Origin of the sequence: Alicyclobacillus sp. SO9, assembly GCF_016406125.1 — a bacterium.
In the GTDB taxonomy this organism is placed as follows: domain Bacteria; phylum Bacillota; class Bacilli; order Alicyclobacillales; family Alicyclobacillaceae; genus SO9.
This window is the reverse complement of sequence record NZ_CP066339.1, coordinates 5,096,111-5,112,223: the sequence shown is the minus strand read 5'-3', so window position 1 is coordinate 5,112,223 and position 16,113 is coordinate 5,096,111. Positions and strand designations below refer to the sequence as shown.

11 protein-coding genes are annotated in these 16,113 nt (G+C 53.1%); 9 read left to right on the top strand and 2 right to left on the bottom strand.

From position 1 onward, the window contains the following. Window positions 1-147 precede the first annotated feature (147 nt). Window positions 148-1,335 (bottom strand): pyridoxal phosphate-dependent aminotransferase, encoded by a 1,188-nt coding sequence (locus GI364_RS23870; protein ID WP_198851640.1) that lies wholly within the window; start codon window positions 1,333-1,335, stop codon window positions 148-150. 47 nt (window positions 1,336-1,382) lie between these two features. Further along, entirely contained in the window at window positions 1,383-3,419 is a 2,037-nt protein-coding gene (locus GI364_RS23865; protein ID WP_233095942.1) for a transglycosylase domain-containing protein, read from the bottom strand. A gap of 134 nt (window positions 3,420-3,553) precedes the next feature. Here GI364_RS23865 and speE point away from each other — a divergent pair, with 134 nt between their 5' ends. From speE to GI364_RS23820, 9 genes are all read left to right on the top strand, one after another. After that, window positions 3,554-4,387 carry a polyamine aminopropyltransferase gene (speE, locus tag GI364_RS23860; RefSeq protein WP_198851639.1) on the top strand — a complete coding sequence of 278 codons (834 nt, stop codon included), beginning with the start codon at window positions 3,554-3,556 and terminating at the stop codon, window positions 4,385-4,387. Beyond that, window positions 4,384-5,259, top strand: coding sequence for an agmatinase (speB, locus tag GI364_RS23855; RefSeq protein WP_233095941.1), 876 nt, complete (start codon window positions 4,384-4,386; stop codon window positions 5,257-5,259). Before speE ends, speB begins: the two co-directional genes overlap by 4 nt. A gap of 164 nt (window positions 5,260-5,423) precedes the next feature. Then, on the top strand, window positions 5,424-5,972 hold the full coding sequence (locus tag GI364_RS23850) for a YwiB family protein (RefSeq protein ID WP_198851638.1): 549 nt from the start codon (window positions 5,424-5,426) through the stop codon (window positions 5,970-5,972). After that, window positions 5,938-6,405, top strand: a complete 468-nt coding sequence (locus GI364_RS23845; RefSeq protein ID WP_198851637.1) for a small, acid-soluble spore protein, alpha/beta type — start codon at window positions 5,938-5,940, stop codon at window positions 6,403-6,405. The genes GI364_RS23850 and GI364_RS23845 overlap by 35 nt, the downstream gene beginning before the upstream one ends. Window positions 6,406-6,455: 50 nt before the next feature. Next, window positions 6,456-8,198: a sigma-54 interaction domain-containing protein gene (locus GI364_RS23840; RefSeq protein WP_233095940.1), complete on the top strand. Its 1,743-nt coding sequence runs from the start codon at window positions 6,456-6,458 to the stop codon at window positions 8,196-8,198. 2,352 nt (window positions 8,199-10,550) lie between these two features. Then, on the top strand, window positions 10,551-11,594 hold the full coding sequence (locus GI364_RS23835; protein WP_198851636.1) for an L-erythro-3,5-diaminohexanoate dehydrogenase: 1,044 nt from the start codon (window positions 10,551-10,553) through the stop codon (window positions 11,592-11,594). Between the two features lie 138 nt (window positions 11,595-11,732). After that, window positions 11,733-13,076 (top strand): lysine 2,3-aminomutase, encoded by a 1,344-nt coding sequence (gene ablA, locus GI364_RS23830; RefSeq protein WP_198854191.1) that lies wholly within the window; start codon window positions 11,733-11,735, stop codon window positions 13,074-13,076. A gap of 105 nt (window positions 13,077-13,181) precedes the next feature. Then, a complete protein-coding gene (locus GI364_RS23825; RefSeq protein ID WP_198851635.1) occupies window positions 13,182-14,240 on the top strand; it encodes a lysine 5,6-aminomutase reactivase subunit KamB in 1,059 nt (352 codons plus the stop codon). Then, window positions 14,237-15,961 (top strand): MutS-related protein, encoded by a 1,725-nt coding sequence (locus tag GI364_RS23820; RefSeq protein WP_198851634.1) that lies wholly within the window; start codon window positions 14,237-14,239, stop codon window positions 15,959-15,961. Before GI364_RS23825 ends, GI364_RS23820 begins: the two co-directional genes overlap by 4 nt. Window positions 15,962-16,113: the final 152 nt, after the last annotated feature.

Sequence of the window (16,113 nt, the reverse complement as noted above, 5' to 3'; positions counted from 1 at the left end):
TGGGCCCGCCGGGCCTCCGATCCGCCGCCTCAAGCCCCCAGGGCCCGGCCCCCAAGTCGCCGCCCCACACACCACAAAGCCCGGGCATCTGTCGTGCCCGGGCTTTCTTTCCCTTAGTCATTGTTCAACTCGAACGCATTTACATCGTCAGCCAATTTGCTGAACGAAGTGGCCTAGGCGGGTAAGTGCGGTCTCGATGTTATCGTAGGAAGTTGCATAGGAAAAGCGAACATTTTCCGGTGCCCCGAAGGCATCTCCTGGGACTGCTGATACCATTTCGTGTTCCAGCAGCAACTCGACAAAGGTGGTGGCGGTGTCAATGGTTTTGCCGTTGAATTGGCGTCCGAGAAGCTTTGAGATGTTCGGAAACACGTAGAAAGCTCCATCAGGAACAAGGCAACTGACTCCGGGTAAGTCTCGGAGTCCTTGTACCAGCCGATCGCGCCGGCGGCGGAACTCCCGCACCATATTCTCATCAAAGTTATCCAAAGCTGCAATGCCGGCTTGCTGTGAGACGCTGGACGCATTTCCGGTTGCGTGGCTTTGCAAGCTGGACATGGCTTTGGCGATGTCAGCAGGAGCTGCCACATAGCCAAGACGCCATCCGGTCATCGCGAATGCCTTGGAAAATCCGTTCACGAGCAGGGTTCTGTCCAATAGCTCTGGATACAGGTACGCCAGGCTGATGTGCTCTACGTCGTACACCAGCCGTTCGTAAATCTCATCCGTTACGATGTACAGGTCTGTCTCGCGCAGGACATCACCCAACTCTCGAAGCTCGGCTTCAGAGTAGACGGCGCCTGTTGGGTTGGACGGAGAGTTCAGCAGAACAGCCTTTGTCTTATCCGTAATGGCGTTCCTCAACTGAGCGGCTGTCATCTTAAAGCCATTTTGTTCTTCGGTCTGTACAACGACTGGTTTGGCACCGGACATCCGTATTTGCTGCGGGTAGGAAACCCAGTATGGGGCTGGCAGGACGACTTCGTCGCCGGGATTGCAAATCGTTAGAAACACGTTAAAGAGGGAGTGTTTTGCTCCCGACGAAACCACAATTTGCTCAGGGGCGTATTGAAGACCGTTCTCTTCCATCAGTTTTTTTGCAATGGCTTTGCGTAAATCGAGTGTGCCGGGTGCAGGTGTGTAGCGCGTGTGGCCGTCAGCAATGGCTTTCATGCCTGCAAATGCTGCGGCTTTCGGCGTATCAAAATCCGGCTCTCCGACACTCATGTTAATCACTGGTTTTCCTTCACGCAGCAGAGCCTTCGTCTTTGTGTCAATGGCGATTGTGGCTGAAGGCGATATGCTTTGCACTCGATTGGACAGGCGATGTTCCACGAAATTATCTCCTCCAGTGGTTTTTCCACAATTTTAGCATAGAGGAGTCAATGTGTCCCGTGAAACAAGCCCGGAAATAGTGAAAACCAGTGATTTTTTTCTGAAGATTCAATGACAGGGTGGAGAGGACAGGAATCTGTAGGTTCTGTTCCTTTTACAAAGTAGTCTGTCTCTCTGTCCCGGCATGCTGAAGTGGCAAGTTTGCCTGTCGCTGGATCGATGGTGCGCTCCACCAGTTGCGGCGGTGCAGTGTACCACTTTGCGGGATCTCGTTGCTGAGCCGTCCCCATAAACTTACCCCAGATGGGTGTTGCCAAATGGGCCTCGGTCATCGACAGCGGTTTGTTGTTGTCGTATCCCACCCACACTGCGCAGACTAGATTGGGAGTGTAGCCTACTGTCCAGGCATCTGTGTTGGTGGTTCCGGTTTTGGCGGCAACCGGACCGTGCAAATACTTGCGTGCCCGATAAGCCGTACCCCCGGGTTCCGTCACACTGCGGAGCAAATCGCTCATTTCAAAGGCAACATCAGGTGAAACCACGTTCTGGTGTTCACGGGTTGCATTTAAGGGCTGCTTCAGCGACGGCGAAGTGATTTGGGAGATTGTGTATGGGTCAACCGTATTGCCTCCGTTGGCAAGAACGCTGTAGGCAGCCGCCAATTGCAGCGGACTGGTCGGAAACACGCCTAAAGCCATGGCCGGGTATGGCTTGAGAGGAGTGGTCAGCCCCATCTTTCGAGCGGTCTGAATGACTTCATCAGGTCCTACCTCGAGGTTGGCTGTCACTGCGTAGACATTGTCTGAGCGCGCGATGGCTTCCTTCAGTGTCAAGGGTCTGTGTGCGTAAAAATCGCCGTAGTCGTGAACCGTATAGGTTTTGCCATTGTCATAGAGAAAGGTTGTCATCTCGCTGTTGATGCGCTTTGCGGGGGACCAACCATGTTCAAGTGCACTGGTGTAAAGGACTCCTTTAAAGGTCGATCCCGGTTGTCTCTGCGCAAACACCCGGTTGTAGGGACTCTTGTCAAACTCTTTACCGCCTACCATGGCTTTGATGGCACCTGTCTTGGGATCCATTGCAATGAGCGCGGCCTGCAGGTCCCCCTGTTTCGGCAGTGTGCTGGCAACCGCGCGTTCTGCGGCTTTTTGTAAAACGGGATCGAGCGTTGTCTGCACATGCCAATCCCCTCTGTACAGGTAGTCAGGGGAGATGTGAAACCGCTGCTGCATTTCCCGGATGGCGGTGGCGGTGAAGTAGGGAGCTTTTTGTAAAGGATCGTGCACGTGAGACAAGTGTAAAGGCTGTCGAAACGCCTTGTCTGCTTCATTTTGTGTGATGTACCTGCCTCGCACCATACTCTGCAGTACATCGTACTGTCGATTTTTGGCTGCTGTCAGGTTCCGGAAAGGAGAATACAGTTCAGGTCCCTTGGGCAACCCGGCCAGCATTGCAGACTGAGCCAGATTTAACTCAGAGACGGGCTTATGAAAGTATAGTTCACTGGCAGCCTGAACACCGTAAGCACCATGTCCGAAATAAACGAGATTTAAATACTGTGTGAGAATGGTATGCTTCGATTCGTGCAGCTCCAATTGCATGGCGTACAGGGCTTCCTTCAACTTCCGCACGACGGTTCGCTGCTGGTTTAGATAAAGGTTTTTCGCCAGTTGCTGGGTAATGGTTGACCCGCCTTCCACAATGTTGTGGTGGAGAAAATCTACTGCTAGTGCGCGGCCGATAGACGTTACATTGAATGCATGATGACGATAGAATTGCCGGTCTTCCACCGCTATGGTAGCCTGTTGCAGTGAAAGCGGAATGTCGGTCAGGGGGACTTGTTCTGAATGTGATCCGCGAATCGTCCATTCAGCCAATTCATTTCCCGCCGCGTCGTCGAGTACAGTCGGATCGATGAGTCCCACCGACGGTAACGGTGTGATGCGTAGACTGGTAATAATTACGGCTGCTCCAGCAAATCCTGCGAGGAGCGGGAACACAATCCAGTTGCGGACTTTGCTGTGCTTCCACCAATGCTTTGGCTTGGGTAAAGAAGGATTCATGGCAGGCTGATTGGAAGACATCGGAATGCGACCCCCTGTGTTGGTAATCCGGGAATAGTATGTCCGCAGCGACTTATCTCATGCAGGTTTGGTATAATACGGGAACCCCATGGACAAGTTGTTGTCTGGTCCATGCGAGGACAGGAGGAGTACGGATGACAAGATCTGAACTTTGGTTTACAGAGCAGCAGAATTCAAACTTGAAACTAGGATTAAGGATAAATAAAACCCTTCACAGCGAGCAGACGGAGTTTCAATCCCTCGATGTATACGAAACTGCAGAGTACGGCAAGTTGCTCGTGCTTGACGGCTGCGTCATGACGACAGACAGGGATGAGTTTGTCTACCACGAAATGATTAGCCATGTGGCGCTGCACACGCATGCAAATCCCAAAAACGTATTGGTGATTGGCGGCGGCGACGGCGGTGCTATCCGCGAAATTCTGAAGCACGAGTCCGTTGAAAGAGCCGTTCTGGCGGAAATCGACGGGCGCGTCGTTGCGGCGTCCAAGGAGTACTTTCCCGGCATTGCCAGCGGTTTGTCCGACCCGCGTGTGGATGTGCAGGTGACGGATGGAATTCAATACGTGAACGACCATGCTGGGGAGTTCGATGTCATCCTGGTTGATTCCACCGATCCCGTCGGTCCCGCAGTAGGCTTATTCGCCAAAGATTTCTACCACGCGGTGCACCGTGCCTTGAAACCAGACGGCATAATGGTGGCACAGACAGAGTCACCGTTTATGAATGCAAATCTGATCCAGAAAACCTCTCGGGACATCGGTGAAGTGTTTAAAAACTCATATTTGTATTTGGCCTACATCCCGACGTATCCCACAGGCATGTGGAGTTTCACCATGGGCAGTAAGCAGTACGACCCCCATCAAGCCTCTGCCTGCAGAGTAGCAGGTACGAAGTATTACTCAACGGAGGTCCATCAGGCTGCATTTGCATTGCCTCCATTTGTCCAGGAGTTGATTCAATCGTGACAGCAAACAGCCCTTTCGACCCTGCTTACAGCGGGAACGTATATATCGGTGCAGGAAGCGACTTTGACAGCGCACAAGCTGTCATTTACGGCATGCCCATGGACTGGACAGTGTCTTTTCGAACAGGCGCCCGACTTGGACCTGCCCGCATCCGCGAAGTCTCCATCGGGGTGGAAGAGTACAGCCCGTATTTGGACAAGGACCTTGCTGATATCTCGTATTTTGACGCCGGCGACTTGCCCCTGCCCTTCGGGAATCCCAAAAAGAGTGTTGAGCAGATCTACGAGTACGTGACATCACTCTACGCGGCAGGCAAGTTTCCGCTCGGTCTCGGCGGTGAACACTTAGTATCCTGGGGTTCAATCCGAGCCGCGGCCCAGGCATACCCAGACCTGCGGTTGATCCATATTGATGCGCACACCGATCTTCGGGAAGACTACGAAGGAGAGGAATTCTCCCACGCTACGGTGATTCGTCATATTTGCAATCTCATTGGCCCCAACCGGGTGTATCAGTACGGCATTCGTTCCGGGACGCGAGAGGAGTTTCAGTGGGCCCGGGAACACACACACTTTCATCCGTTTCATCTCTTGGAGCCCTTGCGCGAAAGTCTGCATGAATTACAAGGGAAGCCAGTGTACGTGACATGGGACATAGACGTTTTCGATCCCGCTTACGCACCCGGCACAGGCACAGCCGAACACGGCGGAATTGATGCGCGGGAAGCCTTTGCAGCCATGACCGAGTTGCAGAAGCTGGACGTTGTCGGTTTCGATTTGGTGGAAGTTGCACCGCAAATTGACCCAACAGAACAAACACAGATTCTGGCATCCAAGCTTGTGCGTGAGGCCCTGCTGGCGTTTGTCAAGTAACAAACCTGTGTGCAAAGAGCAAACCTGACGAAGCTGAAGGCAACACGAATGGACACAAGACAAAGGCAATGACGAAAGGCAATGACCAAAAGGTAAATTGAGTTATTGCAAGGTGAAAGGAAACTGCAGGAAAAGCATAAACGTACAGTAAGAGGTGGAACATCTTGGAGGCAAGCCGTCATTTACAAGCGGCAGACAGGGTCGTGTTGGAGTGGACCAGATGGACACGTTCCGGTGTTGGTGAAATGGATACTGCAAATGTTGAAGCGAATGACAAGACGGAGAGTTCAGAAGCCGCAGAGACAGAGCTCTGGCGGAACGTTCACTGGGTTCGGCAAGGCGAGCGCGATGACTGGTTTATCTATGAGGGCAAAGATGATCCGCACAATCGCGACGAACTAGCTAATGAGATAAAGACAGTTCTGCACGTAAAAGGTAATGTACTGACATGGATTCGACGCGGTGCGGCAGAATGGCGGCATCAGTTCGAAGCAGGCAAACAGTTTACGAGCATCCTGCAGACCGGTCCTTTAACCCTCGATGTCATGACGGATACCCACAGCTTGGATGTGTCTATGGCATCAGACCAAGGCCTCATCAAGATGGACTACAGTCTCAACCTGTCGGGCGAACTCCAGCGTGTCCAAACACAAATCCGGTTTTTCAAGGAGGGCTTGTATGAGCACCAGGAAAGCCTTGGAGGACGTGGATAAACTCAAGTCAAAGGCATCTAGGGAGCCAGGGCTGCAGCAGTCGTTGCACCAAGAAGACCGGAAGCAACGACTCAAACAAGCTTGGGACGGGCCGCCGCAGCAACAGCGCAGAGACCGGACGGAACAAAGAGAACAAAGCGTTCAGAGAGATCACATAGAACAAAGAGAACAAAGGGGTCAAAGAGATCATATAGAACAACGAGATCACAGAGATCACAGAGATCAAGAAGACATGCTTGCAGGTCTGGACAAACGGCAGCTGATGGAACGGATTCGCTTTGAAGTTGCACAGGAACTTGGGATGGAAAAAATCGTGCAAGGGGAACTCGGGGAGGCAACTACGGCGCAGTGCGGAAAATTCGGCGCTCTGCTGCAGAAACGGACTCAACATCTGCTGAAAATTCGGCATGTGCCGAAAAATAAGCACAAATAACTCGTGAAGAGGGCCTTGCTTTCGTATAATGGAGAAAGCGAGGTGTTTTTATGACTGTGTTTAGTGCAGGCGAAGAATGGCTCTTGAACCTCCTCGATACCGTTGACGAAGGCATTCACGCCGTGGATATGGAAGGCGTAACCTTAGTCTATAATCGGGCGGCAGGAAGAATGGACGGGTTGAAGCAGGAAGACGTTATTGGCAAACATGTTTTGTCTGTCTTCCCATCCTTGCGTTCGGATAGCAGTACGCTGCTTCAGGTACTGGAAACCGGCACAGGCATTACAAATAAGCCCCAAACCTACACGAACTATCTGGGTGTAAAAGTGCACACGGTTAATACGACTCTGCCGATTTTGTCTGGATCGACGGTGATTGGCGCTTTAGAAATCGCAAAGGATCTAACACAGCTAAAGATGCTCTCTGAGCAGGTTCTGAGCCTTCAGGCACAAGTGGTAGGGAAACGAAGAAAGTCCTCAAATGCAAAAACAGTCGACGGCCTACATGACAGTGCACTTGACGGTGCACAGGCACTCTATCAGTTCTCACAAATTCTTACCCATGACGAACAACTGAAAGACATGAAAAACAGAGCCGAAATGGCTGCGAGAACGGCTTCCCCGATACTGGTCTATGGTGAGACCGGGACCGGCAAGGAATTGATGGTGCAGGCAATCCACAATGCAAGTCCGAGGCGGCAGCAGCCGTTTTTGGCCCTGAACTGTGCCGCGTTGCCAGCCTCCCTGTTGGAAGGGATTCTGTTTGGTACGGTTCGAGGTAGTTTTACAGGTGCAGGTGATCGCGAAGGGCTGTTCGAACTAGCCAACGGAGGGACACTGTTTCTCGACGAAATTCAGTCCATGCCGCTGGAACTTCAGGCAAAATTGTTGCGGGTCTTGCAGGAAGGAGAAATCTTGCGGGTCGGCGACACACGGGTGCGCAGAATCAGTGTTCGGGTCATTGTGGCCATGAATCAGCCGCCTGAAACTGCTGTTCGGAAAGGAACGCTGCGACAAGACCTCTACTACAGAATCAATGTGGTCCGGCTGGACTTACCGCCACTGCGGGCACGTCAGGGGGATATTCCCTTGTTGCTGCAACACTTTTTGGAAAAGTGGAACGGTCGCTTTGGGCTTCAGGTAGAGGGGTTTGACGACCAGGTTTTGGCACTGTTCCAGGAGTACCCCTGGCCGGGTAACGTTCGAGAAATGGAGAATGCGGTCGAGGCTGCCATGAACCTCGTATCTTCTGGCCTGATTACCCGGAAGGTGTTGCCGGTTCAAATCAGGGAGTACGGTGAGTCTGGGAAGTACGGTGAGTCTGGGAAGTACGGTGAGTCTGGGAAGTACGGTGAGTCTGGGAAGTACGGTGAGTCTGGGAAGTACGGTGAGTACCGAGGGGCTGGCGGAGCGCGGGAGCAGGGAGGGGTGACGCGTAACCAAGGGGATCGGCCGGATGGTACGAGTGCCGACTTTTGGGCAACAGCATCCTCTTTGCGTAACATGCCTTTGCGTCCTTATCACACTGACACTACGACGATGCCGGAGTGGGCGGAATTGCTGCAATCATTCGGTATGGATTCATTTTGGGATACTCTCAGGACTGACGCGGAATCTGAGGCGCAACCGGATTTCCCAACGATGGCAGGGGCATTTGAACGGATTGTCCTCATACAGGCGCTGAATGTAGTGGGCGGCAATGTAAAGAGAGCGGCTGCCCGACTGGGTATGCCTCGACAAACACTGCAGTATCGCTTAAAACAGGCTGGCATTTCTCCGCATAGTGAAAATTGAGTGAACGGATGGAGAGGAACGGACCGAGGTCGGGGCCGGTCGGGCGGTTAGTGATCGGACCGGGGTCGGGGTCGGTCGGCGGTTAGTGATCGGAAAGATCCCTAATGGTGCGGGGCCACGGCGGTAGTGATCGCAAAGCTCCCTAATGCTCCGTGCCGGGGACATTAGTGTCATGAATGATCCCTAACGTGGGAGGCGGCAGAATGGGGCATAGGTGATAGGGATCAACGGGATCCCTATTCTAGACGGCCTGTTGGCGATAGGGATCGCAGCGATCCCTATTCTTCGGCGCGCGTTGGAATAGGGAGCAAAAGGATCCTTAACCTACTGGCGTCGCGAACAAACGGCCTGCATCGGCAGCCTGCAAGTGTTCCGCTGCGCATTGAGCTGGATATAATGGTAACAGGAGTTAATAAATGAGACTTTACCGCTGATATTTTGCTTGATCCCGTTGATCCCGTTGCGGTCGTAGGCTGCCCGTATTGTCAGCGGGTGCGGCAGGGTGACCGTGCCGGGGCCGGGCGGGCAGTTAGTGATCGGAAAGATCCCTAATGGTGCGGGACCACGGCGGTAGTGATCGCAAAGCTCCCTAATGCTCCGTGCCGGGGATATTAGTGTCATGAATGATCCCTAATGTGGGAAACGGCAGAATGGGGCGTAGGTGATAGGGATCAACGGGATCCCTATTCTAGACGGCCTGTTGGTGATAGGGATCACAGCGATCACTATTCTTTGGCGCGCGTTGGAATAGGGAGCAAAGGGATCCTTAACCAACTGGCGTCACGAACAAACGGCCTGCATCTGGAGTACGTAAGAGGTCCGCTGGGCATTGAGCTGGATATTATGGTAATTGGAGTTAATAAATGAGACTTTACCGCTGATATTTTGCTTGATCCCGTTGATCCCGGTGCGGTCGTAGGCTGCCAGTAGCGGCGGCGGGGGCGAGTAGTGGGGTGACCGTGCCGGGGCCGGGCGGGCGGTTAGTGATCGGAAAGATCCCTAATGGTGCGGGACCACGGCGGTAGTGATCGCAAAGCTCCCTAATGCCTCACGCCCGGGACATTAGTGTCATGAATGATCCCTAATGTGGGAGACGGCAGAATGGGTCGTAGGTGATAGGGATCAACGGGATCCCTATTCTTCGGCGCGCGTTGGAATAGGGAGCAAAAGGATCCTTAACCAACTGGCGTCACGAACAAACGGCCTGCATCGGCAGCCTGCAAGTGTTCCGCTGCGCATTGAGCTGGATATAATGGTAACTGGAGTTAATAAATGAGACTTTACCGCTGATATTTTGCTTGATCCCGTTGATCCCGCGGCCATCGTAGGCTGCCAGTAGCGGCGGCAGGGTGACCGGACCGGGGGCGGGTCGGGGTCGGTCGGCAGTTAGTGATCGGAAAGATCCCTAATGGTGCGGGACCACGGCGGTAGTGATCGCAAAGCTCCCTAATGCTCCGTGCCGGGGACATTAGTGTCATGAAAGATCCCTAATGTGGGAGGCGGCAGAATGGGGCATAGGTGATAGGGATCAACGGGATCCCTATTCTAGACGGCCTGTTGGTGATAGGGATCGCAGCGATCACTATTCTTTGGCGTGCGTTGGAATAGGGAGCAAAAGGATCCTTAACCAACTGGCGTCACGAACAAACGGCCTGCATCGGCAGCTCGCAAGTGTTCCGCTGCCTATTGAACTGGATATAATGGTATTTAAAGGTAATAAATGCAATTTCCCCTCTGATGTTTTGTTAAATCCCGGCGGTTCCGCTGTCCCTTATTCGAACTCATCGCAAAGAGAGAAAAAGGGAAGGAAGATAAACGGGAATAACCCGTTTATCCACCCTTCAGGCCAAAAGCCACTGCTTCGCGGATTGGACGTTTGTGTGGTCGACTTGTCACTCAACGGACAATCGACCGTTAATCCACGGCAATGTCCCGATTCAAGCTTCGTGGACATCGGCGAAGCACTCTCCACTCACAAATAAATTACCTGTTCATCACGACTAACCAAATACTTGGCATAGAACTTGCTTCAATAAACAAGAGAGAAACAATGAAACACGAGTTACACACTCCCATTGAGGGCTGCTCATTCGAGGGCCACTCATTTGCTACTTATCCGAGGGCTTGCACCAGAGGCCTACGCATTAAGGGCTGCTCATTCGAGGGCCACTCATTTGCTACTCATCCGAGGGCTTGCACCTGAGGCCCACCGCCACTCATCAAAAGGCCTTTCATCAAAGGGCCTTTCATCTGAGGGTCTCCCATCGGGTCATTGGTGTGCGGTATGTACGGCATAGTATGGGTTTCATGGTGAGGGAGGCCAGGGAGTGTTCATGTGCAGGAGGTGGTTGTGTGCGTCAGGGAGACAAATATGGATTGCATCGTGTCATTGAACCGGCTGGAGTTATGCCGCAAGCAGCATGGAAAATCGACAACGAAATGGTGTGTTACGACAACGAAATTCTGATTGACGTGGATGTGTTGAACATTGATTCGGCTTCTTTTACGCAAATTCGCAGGGAAGCACAAGACGACCCGAAGCAAGTGAAGGACATCATGGAGCGGATTGTGGGGGAGCGGGGGAAGCATCACAATCCAGTGACGGGATCGGGCGGGATGCTAATTGGACGTGTGCAAGAGATGGGTGAAAAAATCCGCAACCGGACTGACGTTCAAGTGGGTGATGAGATTGCGACACTGGTCTCTCTGTCATTAACACCTCTTGCTATTGAGGAAATTAGAGACATCGACATGAAGAATGCACAGGTCCATGTGAAAGCAAAGGCGATTCTGTTTGAAAGCGGTATCTTTGCGAAGTTGCCCAGTGATCTTCCCCGACGGGTGGCTTTGGCTGTGTTTGACGTTTGCGGCGCACCAGCACAGACCGCACGGTTAGTGAAGGAAAGCAACAGTGTGGTGATTCTCGGGGCTGGGGGGAAGTCAGGAATGACGGTACTGCGCCAAGCTCGGTTGGCAGCTGGAAACGGCAAGGTCATTGCTGTGGAGTATGGCGAAGCAGCTTGCGAACGATTGCGGGGATTGGGCTGGGCAGATGAGGTGCTGAATTTGGATGCCACCAAGCCTGCGGATGTACTCGCGGCTGTAGAGAACGCGCTTGGCGGAGGACTGGCAGATGTGGTCATTAACTGCGTCAACGTGGAGCACACGGAAATGTCGTCAATTTTGTGCGCCAAAGACAGAGGTACGGTCTACTTCTTCAGCATGGCAACCAGCTTTACTGCTGCTGCTTTGGGTGCTGAAGGTGTAGGTAAAGATGTGGATATGGTCATTGGCAACGGCTACTGCCTCGGACATGCGGAGTTGGCTCTAGACCTGTTGCGGGAGTCCCCTGAGCTGAGGCAGGTTTTCGAACAGAAGTTTGCCGCTATGGCATAAAGCTGCGATGTAGCGTTACTGCGTAGCGAAACGATTTGGTACTTGAGAACTGGCACCTGAAATCAGGTACTCGAGACCTGCGACTCGAATGGAGATTCCAAACCGAACGATTTCAAGGAGGGTGTTCAAATGGGTATTATGGAAAATCAGGTAGTTCACCGTTACGGGAAGAAACAGCGTCACTTTCGCGACATTGAGCTGTGGAAAGATGTGACTGACGAGCAGTGGAACGATTGGAAATGGCAACTGACCCATACCATCAATACTGTTGATGAACTGCGTCAAGTCGTGAATCTGACAGAGAAAGAAGAAGCCGGTGTTGCCAACGTCCGTGAGTCCATTCCGCTGCGGATTACGCCTTACTACGCCATGCTGATGGATCCCGATGATCCCACGGAACCGATTCGCATGCAGGCTGTACCGATTTCTCATGAAATGCAGCGATCGCCCTGGGACATGGAAGACCCTCTGGACGAAGACGAGGATTCGCCTGTGCTGGGTCTGACACACCGTTACCCTGACAGAGTCCTGTTTCTGATAACCAACCAGTGCTCGATGTACTGCCGGCACTGCACAAGGCGGCGTTTTTCCGGTCAAGTGGGCCATGCGGTACCAAAACCGCAGTTGGATGCAGCCATTGACTACATTCGCAGGACGCCGGAAGTCCGCGATGTCCTTCTTTCCGGCGGCGACGGTTTGCTGGTTAACGACAGGATTCTTGAATACATCATCGGGAAACTGCGTGAGATTCCACATGTTGAAATCATTCGCCTGGGAACACGAGCACCTGTGGTCTTTCCGCAGCGCATTACAGACAACCTTTGCCGCATTTTGAAGAAGTACCATCCGGTTTGGATCAACACACATTTCAATCATCCAGATGAAATCACGCCGGAAGCGGCCGCAGCCTGTGAAAAACTGGCGGATGCCGGGGTCCCGATGGGCAACCAATCAGTGTTAATGCGTGGTGTCAACGACTGCCCGCACGTCATGAAAAAACTGCTGCACAAGCTGGTACAGATTCGCGTTCGACCCTACTATCTCTATCAGTGCGACATGTCCGAAGGCATTGAACACTTCCGTACAACCGTTTCCAAGGGTATTGAAATTATGGAGCAACTGCGCGGTCATACATCCGGTTACGCGATTCCGACTTACATTGTGGATGCGCCCGGCGGCGGCGGAAAGATTCCGGTAGGACCGCAGTACCTGATTTCTCAAGGTCACGGCAAGGTGATTCTGCGCAACTTTGAAGGGGTCATTACCACCTATCACGAGCCAACTTATGAGGACCAGGGATGTCCTCCCAGCTGCGATCACGATAAATCCAAAGACAAAGACGAACTGATTGGCGTGGCTCGACTGTTAAATGACGTCGATTTGACATTGGAGCCAACGAAGCTAAAACGGCGTGATGACAGAGAGCATCTGGATAAAAATGTAGACAAGGATGCACTGAGAAGAGCGCCAAGACACGAGTAGAGCGCTGCACTGAGTTCCTGAGAGTTTCTATGAGTTCCAATGCGTCCCTAAGAGTTCGTGTTGTGTTAGCCGTGTTCGCGATAACTACAGCAGGAGGTGCCAGTGATGGACTGGATTGCGCAGTGCAAAGCAAAGGCGTGGAATCGAATCGCGTTTATCGGCGCCTCCAAACACGCTGGCAAGACAACGGCTATGAATGCCTTTATCTCGACAGCGATAAGCGATGATATGACTCTGGGGCTATGCAGTATTGGGCTGGACGGGGAACGCTTGGACACGATTCTTGGCGTGGAAAAGCCTCCTGTCTATGCGCCTGTCGGGACTTTGGTGGCGTCCGCCGAAGCTGCTTTAGAAGCCTCAGAGGCCGTATTTGAGTACATTGAGGACACAGGCATCAGTTCTCCTTTAGGTAACATTCTCATTGCTCGAACCGAAACATCAGGTCATGTGGTGCTGGCAGGAGTCCGTCAGCGCCGCCACATTCAAACGGTTGTTCCCATGCTCCAGGCGCTTGGTGCTGAGATATGTCTGGTGGATGGGGCCTTCAGTCGCGTTGCCGCTGCCACACCAGACTTAGTCGACGCGGTGGTTTTGTCCGTGGGTGCCGTTCTGGGTACCAGCGCAGACCGGGTGGCAGCCGCAGCCAGACCCTTTCTGTTGAGGTTTCAGTTGCCTGAAGTCACTATGTCCATTCGCAAGCGCCTGCAAGCAGTTGTAGAGGCGGGAGATATCGGTATCTGGACGGGATCGGAAGTCGTGAAGTTTCCACGACACCAGGGTGTGTTGGGATTGTCTAGTCATCACAGTTGGCCGACTCAAGTCAAAGCCTTGTGGCTCCCCGGTGCTGTGACGGATGAAGTTTTGCAAGGACTCCGGAGCCAACCCCGGGGGATTGAACTGGTTGCTGCCCATCCTGCACAAGTTACGGCGGGGCGTGAAGCCCTGCAAAGGTGGTTCCGTAACGGGCACAGGCTTTCCGTCTGGCGGCAGGTACCGGTGGCAGCCATTACCGTAAACCCGCACAGTATCACGGGATACGACCTTTCGTCTGAGACGCTCGTCGCAGCCATCGCTGAACTGGCCCCAGGTATCCCTGTGCTAAACGCTAGAGCCACAGCAGCCACCGTAAATAGAGGCACTGTAAGTAGAGGCGGTGTACTATGAACTCGCACTCTCGCTCTGTCAGTGAGTTCTTGGACAGCGGCAGCCGCCATAGTTTGAACTGGGATGAACTGTGGGAAGAGTGGCGGCCCGTCACACCTTACGGACAAGATGCCAAGCGTGAGTTAAAACCTTTTCATCCGGGCGAGGAGAAGGCTTGGGAAGAAAGCATGCAGGTTCTTCAGGGCGACATCAAGGCGCTCAGCCAGACGGAAGTCGATGTCCTGCAAAGCCAGTTAGAAAAGCTGCCGGATATTCGTAACGCAGCCATGACACAGCAGGCATCTGTGTTCTCACCTAGGGAACTATTGCTGCTAAAGCAGTTCGCGTATTACGGAAAAACTCTGTCTGACAACTGGAAGGCTGTTTTGGCAGGGATATGGGATTCAAGCATGTGGGACAAACTGCTCAAGCCGTTTGGAAATGTCTCAGATAAGAGTTTCTCCATTCACCATGTTGCGTCGGACACCTACCGCGACAATGCGAAAAAACTGGCTGAGGCACAACACGGTCTCAGTCAGGCTGTTCATGCTTGGCGTGAATGGTGGCGTCAGAAAACAGGGATTGCGCCCGACAAGGAGGGCGTGATTCGGTGCCAGCTTCCGCAACAACGAGACGCAGCAGCCAGCCTCAGACAGCTGGCAAACGCAGACTGGATTCAGGAAACCCCCTTCGAATCGGTATTCAAAGTGGAGACAACCGACACGGTCCGTGCGTTTCAAAATCAGAGAGACGACGTTCGATTGGCAATGGATAAGGAGGCTGACGAGGTCCTGCTGCGTCTCAGCAGAACACTGCGGCAAGCTTCAAAGACGTGGCAGGCCGCTGTACATCAGATTGCTCACATCGATTTGCGAGTCAGTAAAACAGCCTTGTTCTTGTCGTGGCGCATTGCCTCTGTGCCCAAAGCAGCACAGAGCATTGCGGTCGAGGAAGCAGTTCATCCGCTTGTTGAACGCCGTCTGAAAAGTGCTGGGCGTACCTACGTTCCCTTGAACTGGGAAGTGCCGGCAGGTACCAGTGTTCTCTGCGGTTCAAACATGGGAGGCAAGACCGTGGCCATGTCGGTACTTGCGTTATGCCAGCTTTGTGCACAGTATGCCTTGCCTGTACCTGCGAAGCGCTTTGCAACTCACCTGTTCCAGCGGGTGCGTTTTTACGCGGGCGAGAGCAGCGGTATGGACACGAATGGAGATACGAGAGGCACTTCGTCTGGACACAGCACATCTGGTCTAAGTTCCTTTGGGACAGAAGTCAGGCAAATCAAGGACGCATGGGACATTCTCTTGACAGGTGAAACAGCACTAATTTGCTTCGACGAACCGGCGAAATCAACGAATCCAATTGAGGGAGAAGCGTTGGTTGTGGGGACTTTGCGCAGTTTGCGGCAATCATTGCCGAACCGCAACACGCAGTCCTCAGTCATTATCGCCACTCATTTTCCGCAGGCGTCTGCAGAGCCGGGATGCACTCAGTTTCGTGTCCGGGGGCTGCGTCAAGCCGGGCTCACTCCTCTGGCAGGGGGGTCAAATGTGGAATTTTCTAATCGAATGAAGTACTTGGCGGACGCAATGGATTACAGAGTCGAACGCATCGATACCGCCGTATGGTCTGAAGAAGGGCTCCAAGTGGCTGATTGGATTGGATTGCCGCGAGAGATTTTACAAGAGAGTCGACGGTATCGTGAGGGGCGGGGCTCCTCAAAAGAGGCTGGAGAGAGTTGAAGCCAAGCGGGAGCAGATTGAGGAAGTGAAACGGGCGCGCGGTGACGCTTCTGACAAGACCCGCGTGCACGCAGACATAGCTGTGGACGGATGTAGGCGCAGACATAGATGTAGGCGAATGTGGGCGCACAATAGATGTAGACGGATGTTGA